The organism is Arthrobacter sp. PTI12 (assembly GCF_056679915.1).
In genome coordinates, this window is record NZ_CM155256.1 from 2,637,684 (window position 1) to 2,661,833 (window position 24,150).

16 protein-coding genes are annotated in these 24,150 nt (G+C 60.6%); 5 read left to right on the forward strand and 11 right to left on the reverse strand.

Translation table 11 applies throughout. The features are described 5' to 3' along the window. Window positions 1-3: 3 nt before the first annotated feature. Genes AC1MBU_RS12615 through glf form a run of 3 tightly spaced genes read right to left on the reverse strand, consistent with a single transcriptional unit; the run spans window position 4 to window position 4,029 of the window. Window positions 4-855, reverse strand: coding sequence for an ABC transporter permease (locus AC1MBU_RS12615; protein ID WP_479787356.1), 852 nt, complete (start codon window positions 853-855; stop codon window positions 4-6). Next, window positions 848-2,845, reverse strand: coding sequence for a glycosyltransferase (locus AC1MBU_RS12620; RefSeq protein WP_479787357.1), 1,998 nt, complete (start codon window positions 2,843-2,845; stop codon window positions 848-850). Before AC1MBU_RS12620 ends, AC1MBU_RS12615 begins: the two co-directional genes overlap by 8 nt. After that, the gene (glf, locus tag AC1MBU_RS12625) at window positions 2,842-4,029 is read right to left on the reverse strand and encodes a UDP-galactopyranose mutase (RefSeq protein WP_479787358.1); all 1,188 of its coding nucleotides are present in this window, start codon (window positions 4,027-4,029) and stop codon (window positions 2,842-2,844) included. Before glf ends, AC1MBU_RS12620 begins: the two co-directional genes overlap by 4 nt. A 211-nt stretch (window positions 4,030-4,240) precedes the next feature. Here glf and AC1MBU_RS12630 point away from each other — a divergent pair, with 211 nt between their 5' ends. Then, the gene (locus AC1MBU_RS12630; RefSeq protein WP_479787359.1) at window positions 4,241-8,158 is read left to right on the forward strand and encodes an FtsK/SpoIIIE domain-containing protein; all 3,918 of its coding nucleotides are present in this window, start codon (window positions 4,241-4,243) and stop codon (window positions 8,156-8,158) included. Between the two features lie 9 nt (window positions 8,159-8,167). Here AC1MBU_RS12630 and AC1MBU_RS12635 read toward each other — a convergent pair whose 3' ends face one another. Then, window positions 8,168-8,551: a hypothetical protein gene (locus tag AC1MBU_RS12635; RefSeq protein WP_346027071.1), complete on the reverse strand. Its 384-nt coding sequence runs from the start codon at window positions 8,549-8,551 to the stop codon at window positions 8,168-8,170. Between the two features lie 285 nt (window positions 8,552-8,836). Here AC1MBU_RS12635 and AC1MBU_RS12640 point away from each other — a divergent pair, with 285 nt between their 5' ends. Beyond that, window positions 8,837-9,085, forward strand: a complete 249-nt coding sequence (locus AC1MBU_RS12640; protein ID WP_056549944.1) for a WhiB family transcriptional regulator — start codon at window positions 8,837-8,839, stop codon at window positions 9,083-9,085. Window positions 9,086-9,194: 109 nt separating this feature from the next. Here AC1MBU_RS12640 and AC1MBU_RS12645 read toward each other — a convergent pair whose 3' ends face one another. From AC1MBU_RS12645 to AC1MBU_RS12660, 4 genes are read right to left on the reverse strand one after another with little or no spacing between them, the layout of a single operon-like run. Continuing rightward, the gene (locus tag AC1MBU_RS12645; protein ID WP_471671901.1) at window positions 9,195-10,703 is read right to left on the reverse strand and encodes a sensor histidine kinase; all 1,509 of its coding nucleotides are present in this window, start codon (window positions 10,701-10,703) and stop codon (window positions 9,195-9,197) included. Window positions 10,704-10,714: 11 nt separating this feature from the next. Next, the gene (locus tag AC1MBU_RS12650) at window positions 10,715-15,556 is read right to left on the reverse strand and encodes an NAD-glutamate dehydrogenase (protein ID WP_479787360.1); all 4,842 of its coding nucleotides are present in this window, start codon (window positions 15,554-15,556) and stop codon (window positions 10,715-10,717) included. Window positions 15,557-15,602: 46 nt separating this feature from the next. After that, on the reverse strand, window positions 15,603-16,928 hold the full coding sequence (locus AC1MBU_RS12655; protein WP_277358354.1) for a CpaE/TadZ family protein: 1,326 nt from the start codon (window positions 16,926-16,928) through the stop codon (window positions 15,603-15,605). Beyond that, window positions 16,925-17,578 carry an SAF domain-containing protein gene (locus AC1MBU_RS12660; RefSeq protein ID WP_277358353.1) on the reverse strand — a complete coding sequence of 218 codons (654 nt, stop codon included), beginning with the start codon at window positions 17,576-17,578 and terminating at the stop codon, window positions 16,925-16,927. The genes AC1MBU_RS12655 and AC1MBU_RS12660 overlap by 4 nt, the downstream gene beginning before the upstream one ends. A gap of 210 nt (window positions 17,579-17,788) precedes the next feature. Here AC1MBU_RS12660 and AC1MBU_RS12665 point away from each other — a divergent pair, with 210 nt between their 5' ends. Beyond that, on the forward strand, window positions 17,789-18,016 hold the full coding sequence (locus AC1MBU_RS12665) for a helix-turn-helix domain-containing protein (protein WP_277358352.1): 228 nt from the start codon (window positions 17,789-17,791) through the stop codon (window positions 18,014-18,016). 57 nt (window positions 18,017-18,073) lie between these two features. On the opposite strand, the gene AC1MBU_RS12670 is transcribed toward AC1MBU_RS12665, so the two are convergent. Next, on the reverse strand, window positions 18,074-18,622 hold the full coding sequence (locus AC1MBU_RS12670) for a hypothetical protein (protein WP_479787364.1): 549 nt from the start codon (window positions 18,620-18,622) through the stop codon (window positions 18,074-18,076). Window positions 18,623-18,742: 120 nt separating this feature from the next. Between AC1MBU_RS12670 and AC1MBU_RS12675 the strand changes: the two genes are divergently transcribed. After that, window positions 18,743-19,516 carry a LysM peptidoglycan-binding domain-containing protein gene (locus tag AC1MBU_RS12675; RefSeq protein WP_471671905.1) on the forward strand — a complete coding sequence of 258 codons (774 nt, stop codon included), beginning with the start codon at window positions 18,743-18,745 and terminating at the stop codon, window positions 19,514-19,516. A 14-nt stretch (window positions 19,517-19,530) separates the two neighbouring features. Further along, complete coding sequence (locus tag AC1MBU_RS12680) at window positions 19,531-20,076, forward strand: Rv3235 family protein (RefSeq protein ID WP_277358349.1); 546 nt, start codon at window positions 19,531-19,533, stop codon at window positions 20,074-20,076. 31 nt (window positions 20,077-20,107) lie between these two features. Here AC1MBU_RS12680 and secA read toward each other — a convergent pair whose 3' ends face one another. Together secA and AC1MBU_RS12690 are read right to left on the reverse strand one after the other, a co-directional pair. Further along, window positions 20,108-22,846 carry a preprotein translocase subunit SecA gene (secA, locus tag AC1MBU_RS12685; protein WP_277358348.1) on the reverse strand — a complete coding sequence of 913 codons (2,739 nt, stop codon included), beginning with the start codon at window positions 22,844-22,846 and terminating at the stop codon, window positions 20,108-20,110. Between the two features lie 75 nt (window positions 22,847-22,921). Beyond that, the gene (locus tag AC1MBU_RS12690) at window positions 22,922-24,145 is read right to left on the reverse strand and encodes a winged helix-turn-helix domain-containing protein (protein WP_346027076.1); all 1,224 of its coding nucleotides are present in this window, start codon (window positions 24,143-24,145) and stop codon (window positions 22,922-22,924) included. Between the last annotated feature and the right edge of the window lie 5 nt (window positions 24,146-24,150).

Genomic DNA, 24,150 nt, shown 5'->3' on the forward strand with positions numbered 1-24,150 from the left:
CACCTAGAGCTCCTGGGCGAATCGTCCGGACATCCGCCGGAAAGTAAACTGACCGAGCAGTGCAGTCAGAATCGCCACGCCAAGACCGCACCAGAGCCATACCGACAACAGATCCGGCGCCAACGGAGCGTCCCCGCCGAGGGTCGGGAACCAAAAAGCGAGGTGGAACAGCTCGACCCCTACCGCAAGCGGATCCCCCATGTAGAGCACGAACGCGCCGCCCAATGCTGCCTGCGCCTGCGCGGTTGAATAAAGAACCGGAGCAACCCACGGTGCAATCAGAACGATCAGGTCAACAATGTTCTCGGCGTCGCGGAAAAATACATTCACCGCACCGAAGAACAAGCCGAGCCCAATGGCAAAGATTCCTACGATGAGAAAACCTGACAAGGCCGAGATGAGGGCGGGAAGGCTAAAGCTCCACCCGCCGAGCAGGCAGGCCGCCAGGAGGATGACGAATTGTGGAAAGAAGTGAACAGCTGAAACCCATACGGACGCCAGAGGGAACAGTTCCCGCGGAATGTAGATCTTCTTGACCAGCGCGAAGTTCTCTGTGATCGATCTGGCGGAATTCCGCACTGCCTCGGTGAAAAAATTCACCAGTATGATCCCCGAGAACAGGTAGATTGCGTAGTTTTCCTGCCTTTGCTCCATACCAAGGAAGATTCCGAGCGCAAGATAGAAAACCACGAACTGCACGCCGGGCTTGACATAGGACCACATCAGGCCCAAGAGGGAGCCCCGATAACGGACCTTGACTTCTTTTCTGACAAGGAGCTTCAGCAGGAAGCGATGGTCCAGGACGTCTCGCAGTCCCCTGCTGATCCCCGGTGCGGTCAGTACAGAATCAGTCATATTTGGTGTCTCGAACGGTATGCTCCCTGAAGATCGAGCGCCACGATGCCTCCGAGGCGAGGAAGCCCAGTTCGCTCTTGTATTGCTCGGCCAGTGTTGCCCAGTTACTTTGCAAACGAACCTTGGTGGCAAACGCACGGACCAGCATGGACACCAGGCGTCCGCGGTCTCGTCGGTACCAGGACGCGCCGTTGCCCTCTGCGTTGGAAACGATCACGCTGTCGTAGCGCGCGAGCATCCACCACCGGTTATCCCGGTGGGCAAGAATCGCCTCGGGACGTTCCTGAGCGGTTGGGTCCGGTTTTTTAAGCAGCATGCGGGCAACGGTCTTTACGGCCCAAGGCACAAGTTTCTTGCGTGCGGGCGGGGATGCCGTCTGGGCTCCCTGGAGTGCGCTTCCCAAACGGGGTGCGGGGAAGGAATCAACATCGGCCCTGAAATCAGCGTCGGAGAATTTCGGTTTCAGGGCATTGACCTCGACGATCTTGTCGGCGAGGTGTCCGACCAGCGCGCGCGGACCCTTGAAGACGTCGTCCGCCGCCATGAGGCGCAAGTGCTCGGTGTAATACTGCATCGAGATAAGGCGCATCACGTCGAGCTTCAGCGACTCGATGAGCAGCTGTCCGCCATGCTTCGACGGACTGTGAAGCAGCGCGGCAATGATCCGGTTTCGCTCATGGAAGTAGGACTGCCAACCCACCATGTCGTCCTTTTCGCCCCATGACACATGCCAGACGGCGGCCCCCGGAAGGGAAACGGTGCTATAGCCGGCTTCCTTGGCGCGTATCCCGAATTCGACGTCGTCCCACTTGATGAAGAGAGGCAGGCCCAGGCCCACGTCACGAATCACCGCCGTGGGGACCAGGCACATCCACCACGCGTTGTAGTCGACGTCCACTCGTCGATGGGCCCAACGTGTGAGGCGCAGATTGGTGAGGCTGAAGTCATGCCTGGTCTCCATATCTGCATGCGGGGGCTCCCAATGCATGCGGTACGGATCGACTACCTCACCATACGTCTCAAGAACCGTTCGATTATGGAGGTCGAACATATGACCACCAACGAGCGTGGGGCGCCTGCAATAACCGGCAAAGGTGATGAGCCGTCGGACTCCCTCCGGCTCGATCACGACGTCGTCGTCCATCAGGAGTACATAGTCGCTTTGGTTTTCGAGTGCCTCGAACATTCCGCGGGCGAAGCCTCCGGATCCACCAAGATTGGTCTGGTCGATTATCCTAAGCTTCCCGCGCATATTTCGGGCGACCGGCTCAAAGCCCTGCTCTTCAGCGACCTTCCGGCTGCCCTGATCAACGATAAGTACCTCCCGGATCCCCTCCAGAAGGTCCTCGTCAGCGCCAAGGATGGCGATATTGTCCAGGCAGTAACCGGGCTTGTCCATCGTGGTGATTTGAAGCGTCACATCGCCGGGCCTGCCTGGGTCCACGTCCGTCAGCCAGTCTGCGGATTCGAGTGTCAGACCGCCGGTGGTTGCCAGAAGGTCGAACCAGTACCAGCCACCATCTCCGAACGGCGCCAGCGGAAGGTCGAATACGATACTGGAGTTCTCGTTCACCCTTTGGCTGTCCACCCGCTGCAGTGTCCCGCGCGCGGAAGACTTGTACACGAGCACCGATCCCTGCCCTGTAGTCTTCACCGACAATCGGATCGAGCTCAGCGTGGTCCAGCGCCGCCAGTAGCTGGCAGGAAAGCCGTTGAAGTAGGTGCCGAATGAAAGCTGGGCGCCTTCCCTGACGAAGATCGAGCGACGTGACCGTACATCCTCGATGTGTGCATCAGCCTGAACCGACCCGAAGAGACTGAGCTTCTCATCCCTTTTTTTGGTCTTGCGTGCCCACTCATCGTTCTCGATCAGGCGGAAACCCGAGACAGGGCCGGCATCCACGTACAGCGGCATTGTGTCTGCCTGACCCTCCCTAGGCAGCACGACGCGTTGGATCGGTCGCCATTTGCCTTCCTCAGATGAACTCACGCGTCCACTCCTCCACTCTGCAGCGCCGTCCCGCCACCGAAGTGAGGCTTGATCTTGTTGTCGAACATAGAGAGGGCAGATCCAATGGCCATGTGCATATCGAGGTACTTGTAGGTCCCTAGACGACCACCGAAAATTACCGACTGTTCTCCCTTGGACAGATCGCGATAGGCCACCAATTTCTTCCGGTCTTCTTCAGTGTTGATCGGATAGTACGGTTCATCTTTTTCCGTTGCGAATCGCGAGAATTCCCGCATAATGACCGTTGCATCTTTGGTGTAGTCGCGCTCAGGATGGAAATGGCGGAATTCGTGAATGCGGGTGTAGGGCACTCCATCATCCGGGTAATTCATGACGGCACAACCCTGAAAGTCCTCAATCGGGAGGACCTCCTCTTCCAAATCTATCGTGCGCCAGGAAAGGGAGCCCTCCGCATAGTCGAAGTACCGGTCAACCGGCCCGGTATAGACAACAGGGACCTGTCCCAAAGTGGTGGATCTCGAGTACTGGTGCCCTTCATCGAAGAAGTCGGTATCTAGTTCGACCGTGATGTTCGGATGATCAGCCATTCGTTCGATCCAGGCCGTATAGCCATCGACCGGCAGACCTTCGTGAGTGTCATTGAAGTACCGGTTGTCGTATGTATAGCGAACCGGTAGACGGGAGATGATCTCTGCGGGCAGATCCCGCGGATCGGTTTGCCACTGTTTCCCGGTGTAGTACTTGATGAAGGCCTCATACAGCGGGCGCCCTATCAGTTGTATGCCTTTGTCATTGAGGTTCTTGGGGTCCGTGCCTGCCAATTCCCCAGCTTGGCTCTCAATCAGAGCTTTTGCTTCCGCAGGACTGTAGGCGGCGTTGAAAAACTGGTTGATTGTGCCGAGGTTAATCGGCATTGGATATACGACGCCCTTGTGATTTGTGTAAACCTTGTGCAGATAGTTCGTGAATTGCGTAAATCGGTTCACATACGCCCACACGCGCTCATTGGATGTGTGAAAAAGGTGTGCACCATACCGATGGACTTCTATACCGGTTTGAGATTCCTTCTCGCTGTAAGCATTTCCGCCAATGTGGTGACGGCGGTCTATAACGGCCACTTTCAATCCGAGTTCAGTGGCAGCCTGCTCAGCAATGGTCAAGCCGAAAAAGCCTGACCCCACGACGACGAGATCAACATTCACAAATTCTCCCGGATCCGGTTGGGTACTGAAGGCTTGTCCCAGCCTGCGGGGTCAAGATTACCCGACCGTCGTGCCGACCGTGCAATTCGGCGGTCTGGGGCGCCAAGCGAGCTCACGTAATCGTTCGTGCACGGTACAACACAAGTCAGCCTTATCCACAGATCCGAACCGACGCACCAAACCAGGTCATCCGAGCCCCTAGGCTCGGATCATGGATCTGCACGTCACGCTCGCCGCAGGTCCCGGCGTGCAGCTGACAGGAGGAGAACCCACAGAAGAATTGGTCATCACAGAGGCACACCTCGCGAGCGCAGGCCAGCTGCACGAACAGCTCTCCAGGCGGGCCGGCACCGAGTGTCTCCTCATTGATGGAAGGCCGCTCGCTGAGTTACAGCCGGGCAGGCCACCCTTCACATCCGGAGCGGTGATCGTCGCCGCCACCGGCGCACACCCGAGCACGGGCCCGTCCACTCCACGCAGTTTGATCTTTCTCGTGCGGTCCGGACCCGACGCCGGCAAGGCCATACCCCTCTCGCGCGGCGTCTACACGATAGGCCGAAGCGGCGCAGACATCACCATTCATGACCCTGACCTTTCCCGTCTGCACGCCGTCCTCACGGTTACCAATGACACGCTGACCCTCCGCAACCGGCAGTCGTCCAACGGCGTCTGGGTAGACGGAGCCCGAACCGAACGAATCCCCATCACCACCGACTCCGACATCCGCATCGGATCCAGTCGCTGCGCCGTCGTCCTGGCGCATACCACCGATGATCCGCCACTCGCCGAGGAGCTCACCGAGCCCTGCGAAGTCAGCGCTCCCCCGCCGCCGGAGAGCAGCCGGCTCCTGATTATCACTGCCTTCCTACCCCTCGTGCTGGGTATCGTGCTCGCCGTTACCACCGGTATGTGGTTTTTTCTGGCGTTCAGCGCGCTCTCCGCCGCCACCGGGATGGTTCCGCTCATCACCGGCCGAAAGAAACGCCGCGCGTTCGCTAATGCAGTCGCCGCCGCTGCGTCCAAAGACAGTGCACGACGACGACGGGCAGCACCGGACGCAGGCGGACTCACACTCGCGGCCTTCCGTCCGCAGATGACCACGCCCGGATATTCGTTACCGCTAAGCACCGGCCGACGCTATCTGCGACTGGGCAACGCCGACCAGCCTGCCAATGTTCAACCCAAACCCGAGCCGGCGGATTGGCATCCGCCCGTGATTACCGACGCACCCGTATTGATCCCATTGGTTGGACCGGATGGCGAGGAACCACTCAATCTGGACATCCGTGGTCCGCAACACATCCTCCCCAATGTCGCCGGCCTCCTGATCCTGCAGCTCTCCGCCCTGCCCGAAACTGGAGAGATTCTGTGTTTCGACGCGAAGGCAGGAATACCGTCCGCCGCCCGGTTCCTGCCACGTGTCACCCTCGTAGCAGATCCCACACGGTACGCGCACCTCGCAGCCTCCGGCAGGTACTCCACCGTCCTGCTCTTCGACGCCGGTCTGGTTACGGAGGTGAAAGGAGTCCGTTTCTACCGTTTCTCCACGTCCAGCTGCGAGGAGGTGGGTCCCAGGGTTATCGACTACTTCCCTCCCGATCCACTACTCACGACCCCGGAGGGCACGGTCCGCTTCCAACCCGACTTCGTGCAACCGGATACGTTCGAGGTGCTGGCCCGGGCAATCGGAACTCGCGCCTCCCCACAAGCGGCGGGAAGTACCGAGGCAACAGTCCCGGAGGCTGTCGCACTCACGGATCTGATACCGTGCGGCAGCGAGACCACTGCAGAACGGTGGCGTGGTCCCGCGGAGAACGGCCAGCTGATCACGGCTATCGGATCATCGGCGGCGGGGCCTCTGACCTTCGATCTGGTGACCGAGGGTCCGCACATGCTCATCGCGGGCACGACAGGTTCCGGCAAATCACAGTTTCTGCGAACACTGATCCTCGGCCTCGCGCTGAACCACTCCCCCGCAGACCTGAACTTTCTTTTCATCGACTTCAAGGGAGGCTCCGGTCTCGGCGCGCTTGCAGCCCTGCCGCACGTCACCGGCATGCTCACCGACCTGTCTGCGGCGGCCGTCTCGCGCGCGCTCGTCTCACTCAAAGCCGAGGTCAAACGGCGGGAGGCGCTCTTCGCAGACGCCGGCGCCGCCGATTACGTTGAATACCGCGATCGCACCCCTACGCCGCTTCCCCGCCTGATCATCGTGATCGACGAATTCCGGATGCTTAGTGACGAAGTTCCCGGTTCCGTCCATGAACTGATGCGGATTGCAACCCTTGGACGATCGCTGGGAATGCATCTCGTCCTTGCAACTCAACGTCCACAGGGCGCGATCACGTCCGACATCCGCGCGAATATCACTGCAAGTGTTGCCCTGAGAGTGCAATCGGCGATGGAGTCCCAGGACGTGCTTGAGTCAGCAGTCGCCTCCTCCATCCCGGTAAACCTGCCCGGTCGCGGATTCCTGCGCATCGCCTCCGGACAGCCCATTGAATTCCAGACTGCGACGACGACGGCGCCCGGCACTGACTCCCTGGCACCGTGCATCATGACCTTGGCTTCTTTCCTGGCCAGTAGTTCCGACGCAGACAATTCCTTCAATAGGGAGAGAAATCAGGCAAACGAAAGACTGCACGGCACGGCGGATAGCCTTCCTGCTCTGGTCTCCTCCGCTATCAACGCAGCGCGGAACCTACCGCTACCGCCGCTGCGTGCACCCGTGCGTGCACCGCTCCCCGCTACGATCACGCATTCCATTGCGGTCCCGCCCAACATGCTCCAACTCGGTCTGCTGGACATTCCGGAGCAGCAGGAACAACGTCCGCTCGTGTGGCATCCCGCACACCACTCGCATCTTGCACTTGTGGGCTCGTCCGGCAGCGGGCTGGCCAGAGTCCTTTCACATGTGTCGGCCGAGCATCTCCGCACACAGCCAGACGGGCACCTGTACCTGCTCGACGGCGACTCAAGCCTGCGCGCGGTCAGCGACGCTCCACAGATCGGTGCTTGGGTAACGTCCACTGAAGTCAAACGGGCCACGCGCGTTCTGGAGCGGATCGCCGAACTCCTCGCCGACCGTCTCAACGGGGCTCCAGGACTTGCTGAGACCGCTCCGCACATCACCGTCTTCATTACGGGCTGGGGCCGATGGGCCACCGCTTTTCGATCCAGCCGGTTTGCTAAGGCCGAAGATGCACTGCAGGACATCGTGCGGGATGGCGAGGCCGCTGGAATCACACTCGTCATTTCGGGAGAGCGGGAACTCATTGCCAGCCGGTTCTTCTCCATGCTGACCAACCGCCTCTACCTTCCGCTCGGCGCCAGTTCCGAGACGCTACTGAGTTGGCCGAAGCTTCCTGCCCTTGATCCGATCCCGGGCCGCGCGTTCGTCCAGGGCCGTATCAGTGCCGAGGCTGACGCCGTGGCGCAGCTTCTCATGGATTCCGGACCCGTATGTGACGTGCAACCCGCACAGCAACCCTTCCCGGTTGCGGCGCTTCCGCGCTCCGTGACCAGTGCTGAACTTGAACCAGGGTCGAGAGGCCCGCGGTCCATCCGGCTGCCGGTAGGTAAAGGCGGCGACAACCTGGCTACTGTACAGCTGGAAATTCCACCACGGACCGCCGCGCTCGTCGTGGGGTCCAGCGGAACGGGTAAATCGCAAACGCTGGACGTCATCGAGCATCTGGCCCCTTCGTCAATCAACTGCCTGCGGCCCGGCACGGGGGAAGACGACGCGGCCTTCTGGAAGCGGGTCACCATCACCGGGGCCGGCGAGGACAATCTCTTACTCGTCGACGACGCCGACCTGCTGCCGCGCGAGGTTCATCAATATCTGGCCGGGCTCCTGCTGAGCGGATCCCGGGCGGTTTTTGCTTCCTCGCCGTCCCCTGCAATTTCGACCAGCCCCGCCCTGGCTGGCCTTCGGAGCAATCCGCTGGGAATTGTTCTCGGCCCCCGGTCCCCCAGTGACGGTGATGCCTTCGGACTGCGCGTGGACGTTGACGGCATGGCGCCGGCTGGACGGGGGATCCTGGTGAATTCGAACGGGTTGATGGAGCTCCAGATCGCGAAATGCGAAGACTGCATTACGGGCAGGAAGCCACAGGGACCTGCCTGACAGCGCCCGTCACAACGTCGGTGTGCCATCACTGGTAGCGGTGGTGAAGGCCACCACCGAGCGGGTGAAGAGCTGATGCACGACCACCACCGCGGGAACCAGAAGCAAAAGACCTACCCAAAGAATTCCACCGGTCAGCGTGGGTACTGCCACAACGATCACGAAGAACTGAAACACGAGGGCCGCTGATCGTGTCCACCGGTAACCGCGGAAGAGGAAATGGGCCACGGTGAGGAGCCACCCTGCAAAGAGAAGCAACAGCACCAGCATGAATATTGCACCGCCCAGCGAGGTGGGCGTACTGGTCATGAGGCCGAAAGCGAACCACCCGGCGACGGCGAGAAGAGCGGCCGCTTCGCAGAGCAGGATTGCCGCGATGATAGTCACGCCCACCGGCCGGGCTATTCCATCGTGCTGAGGCAGAGGTACGGGTCTTGACACAGTCGCACCCTACCGGACATAGTCGATCACAGCTACGACTGCTTTGCCTGATGTCAACTGTGTGACGCATCCCTCATGGTTTGAGGCAATTACCTTCCGGCTACCCCTTGTTTGCGTCTTCGTAACGTGACAGCCTTAATGAAGGAAAATGCGGGGGCCGTAGTGGCCCCCTTTACTATGACACCCCTCGTGAATGTTTTCACAAACCTAGCGAGTCGTAAGGAGAAAGTGATCAGCATGGACTGGCGTAGCCGCGCTGCCTGCCTAGACAAAGACCCGGAACTGTTCTTCCCGGTCGGCAATACAGGGCCCGCCCTGCTTCAGATCGAAGAAGCGAAGAGCGTTTGCCGCCGTTGCCAGGTCATCGATACCTGTCTCCAATGGGCAATAGAATCCGGTCAGGACGCCGGAGTATGGGGCGGTCTCAGCGAAGATGAGCGCCGCGCGCTCAAACGCCGGGCTGCCCGCGCGCGTCGCGCCTCCTGAGAAACCGGCGCTGATAATTTCGCGCTCAACAGACGAAGGAAAGGGAGGGCATCCGGCGGATGCCCTCCCTTTCCTTCAGTCTGCGGTGCCTCTGTTCGTGAGCCGACCGTCAGTTCCTCTGCGGAGTGGGCGCGGAAGCTCCCGTTTTCCGACGCGCTCCCGGGACGCCCATTTCAATGGTCACGACCGTGCCTCCTCCCTCACGGGAGGTCCATTCAATCGTTCCGCCGAGTTCGCTCATCACCAGCGTCCGAACGATCTGCAGCCCCAGCCCCTCGCTGTACCCTTCGGAGGGCAGCCCGGCGCCGTCGTCCATAATCGACACAGTGAGCATCTCGCCGTCGTCGCCCACGCTTCGGTTGGCTTTCAGCCACACCGTACCCGGTTGGTCCGCCAGCCCATGTTCGACGGCGTTCGTCACCAGCTCGTTGATGACCAGCGCGAGCGGGGTAGCGAAGTCGCTGGGTAGCTCGCCGAACTTGCCTTCCCGCTCAGTACGCACCGCCTGGTTGGGCGACGCTACTTCAGCGGACAGACGGAACTGGCGCGCGATGAGCTCGTCAAAGTCCACGCTCTGGGAGAGACCCTGCGATAGCGTCTCGTGCACCAGCGCAATGGTGGCGACTCGGCGCATCGCCTGTTCGAGGCCCTGCTTTGCCTCATCGCTCACCATCCGACGCGACTGCATTCTCAGGAGCGCCGCTACCGTTTGCAGATTATTCTTCACTCGATGGTGAATCTCTCGGATGGTGGCGTCCTTCGACACCAGCTCCATTTCGCGGCGTCTGAGTTCTGACACATCGCGGCAGAGCACAAGGGCGCCGAAACGCTCCTTTTCGTCACGCAGCGGAATTGCACGCAGGGACAGGCTTACGCCCTTTGATTCGATTTCAGTCCGCCAGGGCATCTTTCCAGTCAGCACCAGGGGAAGCGTCTCGTCGACCACCCGCCGGTCCGTCAACAGGGATGTGACAATTTCGGCAAGCGGGCGGCCTTCGAGTGTTTCAACGTCACCCAGCCGGCGGAATGCCGAGACACCGTTCGGGCTGGCGTACTGCACCACGCCGTCGACATCGAGCCGGATCAGTCCATCGCCCACGCGTGGAGCACCACGCCTCGACCCCGTGGGCGTAGCAAAATCGGGCCATAGGCCAAGGGTTGCCATGCGCAGCAGATCATACGCGCACTGGCGGTAGGTCAGCTCCAATCGGGATGGCATGCGTGAACTCGACAGGTCCATGTGGGAGGTTACGACGGCGAGTGTTCTCCCGTTGCGCACCATCGGAACTGCTTCGACACGCATCGCCATTTCCGTGGTCCAGTTCGTTTCCCCGGAACGCTCGATCTTCTGGCTCTCCCAGGCTTTGTCAACCAATGGCTGAAGATCAGCACGAATCCGTTCACCGACGAAGTCGCTATGGAACACTGTGTGCGACGTTGACGGACGCACATGCGCCAAGGCAACGTAGCCGCCGTCGTGCAGGGGAAACCACAGTGCAAGGTCAGCGAACGCGAGGTCGGCAACCATCTGCCAGTCCCCCACCAACAGGTGCAGCCACTCAGCATCACCCGGCGCGAAACCCGAGTGTTCCCGGATCGGGTCGGTGAAGATTGCCACCTATGTCTCCCTTACTGCCGCACTATTGAACGCAGCAAGCGTAGTGCAACTGAGAGGGATGCCATGTCATCGCGTTCAAGCTGATTCACCTCGGCGAACATCTTCTTTGCCCGGTCGAGGTGCTCAGCATTGAGGTTCTCCCACTCCTGGAGCCTGCTGGACGCGTCTGACGATCCGAGATGCGATGAGCTGTTCATGACTGACACGGTCATCTCAGAGACAGTCGAGTAGAGATCATCGCGGAGCGCAGCGCGAGCGAGCGCCTGCCAGCGGTCCTCCCTGGGCAATGAAGTGATGCGCTCAAGCAGGTTATCCACATTGAAGCGGTCGTAAATGGCGTAGTAGACCTCGGCGATGCGCTCGACCGGCTCATCGACGCGACGCGAGATGAGCGCAACGTCCAGCAGGCCGAATGACTCGAATTGCTCCGCCCAGTGCTGCGCAATCGAATCGGGCAGTCCCCACTCCTCAGCGCGCTGGAACCAGCTGCGCACCCGTTCCAGGTCCCCGCCGCGCACGTAGTTGACGAGCTTGGTGCGCAGCGGATCGAGCAGCGGCTTGAAGGCAGCGATATCTTCTTCCACTGTTGTGCCACGGCCAACGTGGTTGACGAACCACCGCACAGCCCGGTCAAGCAACCTGCGCACATCGAGGTGGACCGTGGTCCAGTGCTCAGTCGGAAAGCTTGGAGGAAGCTCCGAAAGAGCTTCGACGATGTGGTCCAGTTCGTAGATCTCCCGCAGTGCAACGAAGGCACGTGCGACGACGGACTCGTTCACCGATGTTTCTTCCATCACGCGGAAAACAAAGGTGATTCCGCCCATATTGACCATGTCGTTCGCGATGACGGTCGAAATGATCTCGCGGCGCAGCGGATGGGTGTCCAGCTCCTCGTCGAACCGTTCGACCACCTGCCTGGGGAAATAACGCCGCAAAGTTCCCTTGAACCAGGGATCATCAGCGAGATCGCTCCGGGTCAGCGCCTTGGTCAGCTCAATCTTGGCGTAGGCGGCGAGGACCGACAACTCCGGCGCGGTAAGGCCTTGTCCGCTTTCTACCCGTGAACTGAGCTCGACCGTGGTGGGAAGAGCTTCCAGTTCCCGGTTGAGATCTGCATGGGACTCCAGCCAGTCCATCAAGCGCTCGAAGCTCGGGCTCCATTCCAGTACCCGCTGGCGGTCGTTGAGAAGCAGCACGTTCTGGTCGATGTTGTCCTGAAGAACGAGTTCGGCCACTTCCTCAGTCATCGAGTGCAGGAATTCTGTGCGCTCCTCCTCGCCGAGGCGACCCATGCGTACCATCCGGTCAACGAATATCTTGATGTTGACCTCGTGGTCAGAACAATCCACGCCTGCTGAGTTGTCGATTGCGTCGGTATTCAGGATTACTCCCTTCAGCGCCGCCTCGATGCGTCCGCGCTGGGTCATTCCGAGGTTTCCGCCCTCGCCGACCACGCGTGCACGCAGCTGGTTCCCGTCGACCCTGATGGCATCATTTGCCTTGTCGCCCACATCTGCGTGTGACTCGGTGGAGGCTTTTACGTAGGTGCCGATACCGCCGTTGTACAGAAGGTCAACCGGAGCGCTGAGGATGGCACGGAGAAGTTCCGGCGGACTCATGCTCGTCACCGAGGGATCAAGACCGAGTGCCTCGCGGACCTGCGCCGAAACCGGTATGGATTTCACGTGACGCGCGTATACACCGCCGCCCTCACTGATCAGCTCCGGGTTGTAATCGGCCCAACTGGACCGCGGAAGTTCAAAGAGCCGCTTGCGCTCGTCGAACGATCTCGATGCGTCGGGGTTGGGGTCCAGAAAAATATGGCGATGATCGAAAGCCGCTACGAGGCGGATGTGCGTCGAGAGCAACATTCCGTTACCGAAGACGTCTCCGCTCATGTCACCGACACCGGCCACTGTGAACTCTTCGGATTGTGTGTCCACCCCGAACTCGCTGAAGTGTCGCTTTACCGATTCCCACGCCCCGCGGGCTGTTATGCCCATTGCCTTGTGGTCATACCCAACGGAACCACCCGATGCGAAGGCATCGCCCAGCCAGAAGCCGTATTCAGCGGAAAGCTCGTTGGCGATGTCTGAGAAGGAAGCTGTCCCCTTATCCGCGGCCACCACAAGATAGCTGTCGTCGCCATCATGCCGGACCACCCTTTCGGGTGGAACAACCTGCTCGCCGTCCTCTGTAGTCACGAGGTTATCTGTGATGTCGAGGAGGGCGCGGATGAACGTGCGGTAGCTTGCCTGGCCCTCTGCCATCCACGCTGCGCGATCCTGTGCGGGATCAGGCAACTGCTTGGCGTAGAAACCACCCTTCGCACCAGTCGGAACGATCACAGCATTCTTCACCGTTTGGGCCTTTACAAGGCCGAGAATCTCTGTGCGGAAGTCTTCGCGCCTATCGGACCAACGCAGTCCACCCCGCGCAATGTCCCCGAAACGTAGGTGAACGCCTTCGACCTGAGGTGAGTACACCCAGATTTCAAACTTCGGGCGCGGATGCGGAGCTCCCTCGATGGCAGCAGTGTTCAGCTTGTAGCTGATGTGGTGCTGGTCCTGGAAGTAGTTTGTGCGCAGTGTCGCTTCGATGACGTTGGCGAAGGTGCGAAGCACCCGGTCAGCGTCAAGAGTGGGAACCTGCTCCAGGTCAGAGTCCAACTCGCGACGCACGCGAGCCGTCGTTTCTTCGCGCTGTCCGGAACTGAGGTCGGGATCGAAGCGTCCCTCGAAGAGCGCAATCAGCTTGCGCGTTACCCCGGGGTTGGCCAGCAGAGTGTCGCTGATGAACCCGTATGAGTTCATGTTGCCCATTTGCCGCATGTACTTCGCACAACTGCGAAGAATGGCTACCTGCCGCCAGCGTAGGTTTTCCTTCAGGACGAGTCGATCGAATGAATCGGATTCACTGGCATTAGCCATGGCGGCGGCGAACGCCTCCTCCAACAGTTCACCCGTACCTGTTGGATCAATTCCCTGCGGGTAACGCAAGCCGAGGTCGTAGAGGAAGAAGTCCCGGCCGTCGGAACGTTCAATCTCGAAGGGACGCTCGTCGAGCACCTCCAGACCGAGATTGTGCAGGAACGGCAAGATCTGACTGAGGCTTTTCGGCTCGGTGAGATATAACTTGAGCCGCGCGTCCTCTTCCAGATGCTCGCCTGCACCTGATGGAACGTAGACATGCATGATCGGACCGGCTGTATCCATCCGGTCATAGGCGGCGAACCGTTCGATGTCCTCGAGCGCGTCCTCCACTTCGTAATCAACACGATAGGCAGCGGGGAACGCCTCAGCCCACAGGCGTGAGAATCGATCTGCATCCCGGCGGTTGAACCGGGTCCGTGCCACTTCATCGATGCCCTCGGACCAGGAACGGGCAGCCATCACGAGGCGCTGCTCAAGCTCGGCAACCTCAACGTGGGCTACTTCGGCACCCTTGGGAAGCCGGATGCGGAAGAACAGACGCGCGAGGGCGGATTCACTCATCCGCGCCTCGTAATCGATGGACTCGGCCTTGAATGTACGCCGCAGCTCATCCTCGATGCGCAGCCGAACGCTGGTTGTGTAGCGATCCCGAGGGAGGTATACCAGTGCGGACATGAACCGTCCATAGGTATCCGGGCGGAGGAACAGCCTTGTACGGCGCCTCTCCTGCAGCCTCAGGATGCCCATGGCCGTCGTGACGAGGTCATCGACATCAACCTGGAACAGCTCATCCCGCGGGTACGTCTCGAGAATGGACAGCAGGTCCTTACCGGAATGCGAGTCCGAAGGGAACCCGCAACGGTGTAACACTTCATTCACTTTGTCCCGGACGATAGGAACGCTGCGAACGGATCCGGTGTAGGCGCTCGTGGCGAACAATCCGATAAACCGCCGCTCACCGGATACGTTGCCCTGGCTGTCGAACCGCTTGATGCCGATGTAGTCGAGGTAAGCCGCGCGGTGTACCGTCGAGCGTGAATTGGCCTTGGTAATGACGAGCGGCTGCTTCTCACGGGCTTTGGCGCGGCCAGCCTGCGTCAGATGCTGGACGGGCCGGCCATCGATCGGGTGACGCAGCAGGCCCAGCCCGCTGTCTTCACGGACGCGGAGAACGTCCTCACCATTTTCTGTCTCGAGGTCGTATTCCTTGTAGCCGAGGAACGTGAAATTCCCCCCGTCCAGCCACGCCAACAGCTCCTGCGCCTGCTCAAGACCTGGTATCCCGGCATCTGCCGGCACCTGCTGCAGCGTTGATGACACTTCGCGCAGCTTGCTGCGCATCGCCGCCCAGTCCTCAACTGCAGCGCGGACGTCCGTGAGGACGCGCTGCAGGCCTTCAATAATCTCTGCACGCCGCTTCTCGTCGCTGATTCGGCCGATCTCGACCGCGATCCAGGATTCGACGTGCGCACTGACGTCACTCTCGGCCACCAGATCGGCGAGGTTTGGAAGTGCCGCGGTATCTCCACTCGATGAACCTGCTGAGGACGGAACCCGTCGCAGCCGCATGAGCTCGTGGGATGACCGGTGACGCACCGTGACGAAAGTTGGGTGCACTACCAGCCGGATGGCCGCTTGCTGGCGCACCAGCTCCGCTGTCACGGAGTCGACGAGGAAAGGCATATCGTCAGTGACGATCATGACTATGCTCGCGTCGTCCTGGTCAAAGACCCCGACAAGCGCCTCACCCGTGGACCGGATTGCGGCCACCGAGCGGTGCTCAAGCGCCCGTTTGGTCAGCGCGTCCGGCGAATAGGTGCCGGCATCGTCATCCGCGAGGTGCTGGTAGTAGTGCTGGATGAACTCGGTGAATGATGTGTCAGAGCTGGACTGTTCCGTGGTGCTGGATCCAGACGACATGAACCGCCTCCGTAACGAAATGAAAGGCCGCCCCTTCGCGACCCCCTTACTGTGGAAGCCTAACGCCGTTGCTGGAAAACTTCATTTCGTTGGAGGTTGGCCTAGTAGAGCCGCGCCGCCGTTGTTCAATCGGTGCATCAACCAGTGAGGCGATCGCCTGGCGAAGTGGTGAGGCTGCAGCCGCTTCCCGCAGCGTCGAACCCTTGAGAAGGGCGTCATCAGCAGCCTCGAAGTCGGCGGGCAGGAAAGTTGAAATAGGAACGGACGGACCAAAGCGTTCCCATGCCTCGCGAAGCTGTCGCTCGGGCGAACGGCCCACCGACGCTGCCCGTACTTTGTTGAACACGACCCGTGGCGTCAGTGTGGGCACCACTTCATCCAGCTCGGTCAACGCCCGCACAAGGCGGGGAACCCCAACCGAATCAGCGGATCCGATTGCATACACCTCGTCCGCCAGCTCAAGGCACCGCAGCGTCGCCCCGTTCCGGCGCGGGGCTAGGGTGTCGAAGCTCAATTCTTCATCCGCTTCGAGACCGAATGCACAGTCAATCACTATGAAATTGAACATCGAACGCGCAAGTGCCAGAACAAGGCCAAGCGCGGACGGTCTCACCTCCGCCCACCTATCAGCGCGGGTGACGCCGGTCAGGACAAAGAGTGCGTGCCCGTCGAGTGCCACTTTGGTGCAGATTCGCTCCAGCGCCGCTGCGTTGAGGACGCCCTGATCTGCAAGGCGACAGGCTTGGGCGATGCCCGCTGACTCATCCAGCAGTCCGAGGAACGCGGCAACGCTCGCGCCGTAGGTGTCGGCGTCGACGAGCAGGACGCGGGAACCTGTCGCAGCCAGTTCGGCTGCAACATTGACCGCTACCGTGGTGCGGCCCGGGGCACCGGTGGGGCCCCACGCAGCGAACACGATGCCGTTCCCATCTGGCTCGACTTCTTCGGACCGGGACGGCGCTTGGGGCGCCAGTGCACGTGAAGTATCCGCGAACGAACCGATCAGGCTTCCCGTGCGCTGTGATTCGAGATCCGCAACGGCGGCGGCAACCTCATCTGCCAGGACTACGGAGGGCGCAGAGGAGGCAAGATGCCGTACCCCGAGCGCACGCAGCCGTTCCCTTGCGTCGTCGTCGTCGGTCAAGGCAACGACGGCCACATCAGCGGTACGCAGGCGTTCCACCAGCGAGGCCGTGAGCTCTTCTGCATCGAAGGCGATGATTGCAGCCCGCGCGATCCCCGTCTGGCAAGCCGCAATCATGTCCGCGAATTCAGCGCAGCGCCGAACCACAGTGACTGGACCGCGAAGCTGTTCCAGACCGGGCACGCAGTCGCTGGCGGAACTTCCGAGCGTTACCACTGGGATACTCACTGCGCACCTGCATTAACGACGACGGCGATCCTCGCCTCATTGGACAGCGCATCAAGGAGCGCAGGAAGAGTCTCATCAGCGACCAGCACGAAAACGCGGGCAGAAGAGGTGGCTCCCAGCGCGGAGTCCTCCTCCGCGTAGTCATAGATCTCGGCACCTTCAAGCAGCAGCTCCGGAGCGCCGAAGCCGTTGCCCTCGCCGCGTGGTGACACCCAGACGTCGACGCGGTCACCGGTGGCGGTTCCGGCGGGCAGCGGATCCTCGATGGTCAAACCTACCGGTTTACGGTCGAGGGCATCCGGCGCTCCTAGGCCGGAGGCAGGAAGCAGTTCTCCCGCAGAGATAAGCCTCAAAGCAACTGCGTTCTCCGGAAGGCCTTCACTGACCATTCTGTACGAATCCTCGACCTCCCCCAACCGCACCGGCACGATGCGGAAATCCTCTTCAGTGAGCTCCGAACCAACCGGCAAATCCCCTCGCGCGGCATAGATCGCGACAGTTTTGTTTGCACTTTCGACGAGCGCGATCACACCAACGACTGACACACACACGAGCAGTATCCCGACGAGAAGACGAGGGTCCTTCCACGACGGCTTCCGCAGACGGACCGGCGCTCCTGTGCTCGCTGGACTATCGATCTTGAGACTCACGTGTTGTTCCCCTGTTCCCCGCTCTTAACAATCATCTACGCAACTCGTCGACGGAGTCGCGCCCGAAGTAATTCTGTTGCAGTGTCCGAACAAATGGAAACCAAAAGGACAAATTGGCAGCAAACTGTGGATATCGAGATCCGAAGTGCTCAGGGGTGGCAAGATGGGACAGAAGGGTTTCCTGCGTGGAACGAAGGGAAGGCGGCTTTCGTGGCACAGAAACGGTTCATGACCCTGGCCGATGTAGGCGAGGTGCTCAATATCTCGTCGTCGCAGACTTACGCGTTGGTGCGCTCTGGTGAGCTTCCAGCCATCCAGGTTGGCGGCCGTGGGCAATGGCGGGTGGAGACTCAGGTACTCGAGGACTACATCGCACGCGCCTACCAGAGAACAGCAGCAAGCGTGAAGGACGGCATACATGTGGAGCAGGAACTTTAGGGAACCTGCTCCGCCGATGTTTGAGCGCGGTGCCTGCTGGGCACCGCGCTCAGACGGTCAACTCGAGGAGACCGCAGCGATTCCCGCAAAGGGAACAGCGTAGACGGCAGAAACGCTCGCCGATCGCCGCAGTTCACCGGGCAAAACCGCCGCAATCTCGAGAAAATCCTTACCCACCCGGTCGATGATTCCTTCGATCCGTGGGCTCCCCTCGACCCGGTGCACGATGACGCGTGCACGGTCCCTGGCGAGAGTTCGTAGGGCGGATCCAAGCCCCAGTCCTTCCCTTACGCGCGAAGTTCCAACGGCAACGTTGCGACCCAGGCCCCCGATAAGACTGATGGCGGTGAGGGGAACTATCACTTCCGCTGGGGCTTTGCTCAGGACGAGCCACTCCGAGCCGACGTGGGTCAACTCACCGTCAAATTTCCCCCCGCCTGACGTTTCCACCCTGAGAACGAAACCAAGCTGACCGCGGACGCGGTCAGCGATGGTCACTCCACCCTGTTCACGACGAACACGGTCCGCGACTTCAGCATCGCCGGCGATCCGCTCCGCAGCTTCCAGCTGCGCCTCAATATCGTCAAAAAGTGCTGTCCAGCGCATCGGACCAGCCTACGGTCGATGAAATCACCGGGTCAACCAGTAGACATTCAACACGATCCACGATAGACAAGTCCTATCGAACACATCAAACTGCATCAAACTGCATCAAACGGAGTTGGAATGAAATCGACGTGGATGGAAACAGGATCAGTCCTTGCCATTCTGTTGCTCGGCAGCGCTTTGGCTTTCGGTGGGAAGACGCTGGCGGAGGCTCAGGCGCTCTCCACTACCGGGAGCGGTTTGTCGACAGTGGTGGGCGCGGGAGTCGCCATCCTTGGCGCATTGGTCCTGGCATGGTGGAGTCTCAGCTTCTGCTTCGCCATTCTGGCGGAGTTGCTTCGCCGGCAGGGCCGTCCACAAGCCGCGCAGCGGATCGGATCTCTTGCTCCGATCTTCATGCGGCGGGCGGCTTGCCTGGCTCTGGGTGTCAATCTGATCACGGTCCCGTGCGCACATGCTGGAACTGCCGTAGCTCCATTGTCATCCGCCGCTGTGCAGGCTTCCGCTGGGCAGGTTAACGGTGGGCAGGCTAACGGTGGGGAGGAGATCTCCAACCTGAACCCTCAATGGGTACCGGTTGAAGCACCACAAGTACTCAAACCTTCCTGGCAACCAAGCGCGCAACCCACCGCTGGAGGCCTGCTGGTCAAAGACCCGCGCGACAGTGGGTCTGCCCCAGGTGCGGGACCGGAAGAAATGGTGGTGCAGCCAGGCGACTCGCTGTGGAGCCTGACTGCCCGGCATCTGGGTCCGGCAGCCTCGGACGCGAAAGTAGCCGAGATCTGGCCGCATTGGTATGCGGCGAACAGGGACGTTATCGGAGACAACCCGGAGCTGCTTCTGCCCGGACAGATACTCCATCCGCCAATGGGTGCTTCACCGGCATCGAAATGAAACGAGGAAACCACGTGAGCGCCATCTCCCATCTGCCCACCACCGCCGACGTTGCGCCCCTTGCGAAGGTAAGCGGCGCGCCGCGCCCTCTCCTGCTCCATGACCCAACGGCCCTTGGCCGGACAGATGAAGCAACGGTACTTTCGCTTCCGCGGCCGCCTGCCCCGATGCCGAGCCCGGAACCGGTGATCCCGGACGAGCTCGAGACCCTGGCCAGGAAGGTCGCCCGGGGTGCCCTCGAGGTTCTCGGCGGAACGAGACCGCTGCAGCAGATGGCAAGGATGCTCGACGCGCGCAGCTATGAGCGTCTTCAGCTGCGTTCCAATCTGGTTCGCAGCATCGAACAAACACGAGGATCCGCATCTGGCGGAAGAACCGGTAGCAGCGCCTCACGCCTTCATCGCAACGTCCTCATTCGAAGCGTGCGCATTTGCCCGATCACTGCCTCAATTTTCGAAGTTTCAGTTGTCGCAGCAGAGCAACAACGCGCCAGGGCAATCGCCCTGCGGATCGAGCGCTGGCGTGGCCAGTGGCGCGTCACCGAACTTCAAATCGGATGACGTCCTCCGATTTGGCACCACCGCCAAACGGCTACTTGCGGCGGCGCTTGGCAGCAGCGCGCTGTTCCGCCCGACCGCCCTTAGCGGAGTCATCATCAGCCTCGCTGCGCCGTCTTTCGACCCGGGTCTCCACGCCACCCTGAGCGTTGGGTGATGTGAACGCCAGGCTGGCAGGGCGCTCAGGTTCCTCAAGACCTGCAGCCTTGATTGTCGGGGTGTCCACCAGCCCGCGGCCATCTGCCACGCCAGGCAGTCCCGACCGCTGTGCCGGCGCTACTTCAACCTCAAGGTTGAAGATGTAGCCGATGCTCTCCTCGCGAATGGCTTCCATCATCGCCTGGAACAGTACGAATCCCTCACGTTGGTACTCCACGAGCGGATCGCGCTGTGCCATGGCACGCAGACCGATGCCTTCCTTCAGATAATCCATCTCGTAGAGATGCTCCTGCCACTTCCTGCCAATGACAGACAGGACAACGCGGCGCTCCAACTCCCGCATGGACTTCTCGCCGAGCGACTCTTCACGCTGCTTGTAGGCGACCTTCGCATCGGAGAGAATCTCGGCGTGCAGGAAATCGCGGGTGATTTTCGACTTACTGCCGGCTTCCTCAACTACCTCGTCGATAGTGAGACTGATCGGATAGAGCGTTTTGAGGTTGGTCCAGAGGAGCTCGTAGTCCCAGTCGTCGCCGTGGCCCTGTGCGGTCGCCTCATCCACCATCGCCGTGACTACGTCTTCGAGGAAGTGCTCCACCTTCTCGTGCAGGTCATCGCCCTCCAGGATGCGCCGGCGGTCGCTGTAGATTGCCTCACGCTGCCGGTTCAGGACGTCGTCGTATTTCAGGACGTTCTTTCGCTGCTCCGCGTTGCGTCCCTCCACCTGGCCCTGGGCGTTCTCAATCGCCTTGGAGACCAACTTCGATTCCAGCGCAACGTCATCAGGCATCGATGAACTGTTCATGATCCGCTCCGCAGCGCCGGAGTTGAACAAGCGCATCAGATCATCGGTGAGGGAGAGATAGAAACGAGACGCTCCGGGATCGCCCTGACGACCGGAGCGGCCCCTCAGCTGGTTGTCGATACGCCGGGATTCGTGCCGTTCCGTTCCGAGCACATAGAGCCCCCCGAGATCCCGGACTTCCTCCTGCTCTGCCTCCACCGCGTCTTTTGCCGCGGCGAGAGCGTTAGGCCATTCAGCCTCGTATTCCTCTGGGTTCTCCGCCGGATGCAGGCCCTTTTTCTCGAGAGCGGCCACCGCGTTGAACTCGGCATTACCACCGAGCATGATGTCCGTACCGCGACCGGCCATATTGGTTGCCACCGTCACCGCAGCCTTGCGGCCCGCCTGCGCGACGATCGAGGCCTCACGGGCATGGTTCTTCGCGTTCAGTACCTCGTGCCGGATGCCCGCCTTGGCGAGTTGCTTGGAGAGGTACTCGCTCTTCTCAACCGACGTTGTACCCACCAACACCGGCTGTCCCTTTTCGTGCCGCTCCACGATGTCCTTGACGACGGCATCAAACTTCGCAATCTCATTCTTGTAAATCAGGTCCGAGCGGTCCTCGCGAATCATGGACCGGTTGGTGGGAATGGGCACAACGCCCAGCTTGTAAGTTCCCATGAACTCAGCGGCTTCCGTCTCCGCAGTACCGGTCATGCCCGACAGCTTGTTGTACAGGCGGAAGTAGTTCTGCAGTGTGACCGTGGCGAGGGTCTGGTTCTCCGCCTTGATCTCAACGCCTTCTTTGGCCTCGATCGCCTGGTGCATTCCCTCGTTGTAGCGCCGACCGGCAAGCATTCGACCCGTATGTTCATCGACAATCATGACCTCGCCGTTCAAAACGACGTAGTCCTTGTCCCGCTTGAAAAGTTCCTTCGCCTTGATCGCATTGTTCAGGAAGCCGATCAGCGGCGTATTGGCTGATTCGTAGAGGTTGTGAATGCCGAGGTAGTCCTCAACCTTCTCAATGCCGCTCTCAAGAACACCGACGGTGCGCTTCTTCTCGTCAACTTCATAATCCGTATCCCGAGTGAGGCGGGTAACCACCTTGGAGAACTCGGTATACCACCGGTTCACATCACCCGAGGCCTGCCCGGAAATAATCAGCGGCGTCCGCGCCTCATCGATCAGGATCGAGTCAACCTCATCGACGATCGCGAAGTTGTGTCCACGCTGGACCAGTTCGCCGGCGCTCCAGGCCATGTTGTCGCGGAGGTAGTCGAATCCGAACTCATTGTTTGTGCCATAGGTGATGTCCGATGCGTACTGTGCGCGCCGGGTGGCAGGATCCTGCTTGGACAGGATGCAGCCGCAGCTCAATCCAAGGAAACGGAAAACCCGGCCCATCAGGTCGGACTGGTACTCGGCCAGGTAGTCGTTTGTGGTGACGATGTGGACGCCCTTGCCGGTGAGAGCGTTCAGGTAAGCCGGCGCGGTGGCGACGAGGGTCTTTCCTTCACCGGTCTTCATTTCGGCGATGTTGCCCAGATGGAGCGCAGCGCCTCCCATCAGCTGAACGTCGAAATGACGAAGCCCCAGTGTGCGCCCGGCCGCTTCCCGCACGGCAGCGAATGCCTCGGGCAGGAGCGCCTCCAGGGTTTCCCCGTCCTCGTAGCGCTTCTTCAGCTTATCGGTCTCCCCGCGCAATTCCTCGTCGCTGAGGGCGCGGAACTCATCTTCGAGTACGTTGATCGCGTCGGCGTAGTTGCGGAGTTGCTTCAGTGTCTTCTTATCGCCGGTACGAAGGACTCGTTCAAGAAGTGATGGCACTGGTTTTTGCTCCCAATCTAGGTACGCCGTTTCCTGGCGAATTCAGTCTACGTGAGAGACGTACCGTCCCTCGATTTAGTTCCCCGCGTATTCCTCGGCCATCTGCGCAGCCAGCTGGGCCGACAGGTTTCCTCGCGGTTCCACGATCAGCTCGTCCAGTCCCAGCCATCCGGCCATGAGAACGAGTTCCGCCGCCAGTTCGACGGCGGTGTCCGCGGGCATCGACGGCTCACCATGCGCCGCTCTCACCAGCAGCTGCCCCTGCGCCCGGTCCGCCTTGAGGTCCACCCGAGCAGCCATGCAATCACGAAGAAGGAACGGCAACACGTAGTAGCCATACGTCCGCTTCTCAGCCGGCGTGTAGATCTCGATGCGGTAGTGGAAGCCGAACAGCGATTCAAGCCTCCGCCGTTCAAAGACCAATGAGTCGAAAGGACTCAGCAATGCCCTTCCGGTGGCAGCCCGTGGAAGAACAGATCCGGCATAGCGGTAGGCGGGCTGCTTCCACGTCGCAACCGATACAGGAATCAGTGTTCCGCGCTGCACCAGCACATGGACGGCGGTTGTCGCGGCTTTCACGGGAATACGAAAATAATCTGCCAGACATCGGGTGGTACCGATTCCCAGTGCCCGGGCTGCGCGCTCCGTCAGGTGAAGGTAGGCATCTGCTGGGGGTATGTCGAGGTTGGCAAGAGCCGGATCAGGCATCACCTTTTCTGTCAGTGCGTAGCGCCGCTCGAACTGCGCAGTCCGTCCTGCGGACGAGATGAGCCCCTGCTGAAAGAGGTCCTCAAGCACCCTTTTTGCGGAGCTCCAGTTCCAGCCCCACTGGCCCGTTCTCTTCTGCTCGGAATGGCCGATGCGGTCCTGTACCTCGGCCGCGGTGAGTGGGCGGCTTGCGCTTAGCAGCTCGAGGATGCGGTTACTGAGGACCTGCCGCACTTCAGTGGGCAGCGAGGATGCACTCGCCCATTTTCGGCTCTGGGTGCTGACGAGGTAGGGAAAGAGTTCAGGGAGGACGAGGCTCGCCTCGTGGGCCCAGTACTCCACCAGACGCCGGGGCGCACGGGACGAAAGCCGATCCAGCAGCGTGCGGTCGTAGGGTCCGAGCCGTGCGAACAGCGGCAGGTAGTGGCTGCGGGAGAGCACGTTCACGGAGTCGATCTGCAGAAGTTGCAGCTGGGCAAGGATACGGCCCACCTCCCGCGTTCCCGGGGTATTGGTGGGCCGTTCCCGTGCCAGTCCCTGCGCCTCCAGTGCGATCCGACGTGCCTGGAGGAGAGTCAGGGAGGAGGTCATTGTTC

Bases quoted from the DNA above. Each gene is read 5' to 3' on its own strand.
- AC1MBU_RS12615 (WP_479787356.1), bottom strand. From the start codon at position 855: ATGACTGATTCTGTACTGACCGCACCGGGGATCAGCAGGGGACTGCGA.
- AC1MBU_RS12630 (WP_479787359.1), top strand. From the start codon at position 4,241: ATGGATCTGCACGTCACGCTCGCCGCAGGTCCCGGCGTGCAGCTGACA.
- AC1MBU_RS12640 (WP_056549944.1), top strand. From the start codon at position 8,837: ATGGACTGGCGTAGCCGCGCTGCCTGCCTAGACAAAGACCCGGAACTG.
- AC1MBU_RS12650 (WP_479787360.1), bottom strand. From the start codon at position 15,556: ATGTCGTCTGGATCCAGCACCACGGAACAGTCCAGCTCTGACACATCA.
- AC1MBU_RS12670 (WP_479787364.1), bottom strand. From the start codon at position 18,622: ATGCGCTGGACAGCACTTTTTGACGATATTGAGGCGCAGCTGGAAGCT.
- AC1MBU_RS12675 (WP_471671905.1), top strand. From the start codon at position 18,743: ATGAAATCGACGTGGATGGAAACAGGATCAGTCCTTGCCATTCTGTTG.
- AC1MBU_RS12690 (WP_346027076.1), bottom strand. From the start codon at position 24,145: ATGACCTCCTCCCTGACTCTCCTCCAGGCACGTCGGATCGCACTGGAG.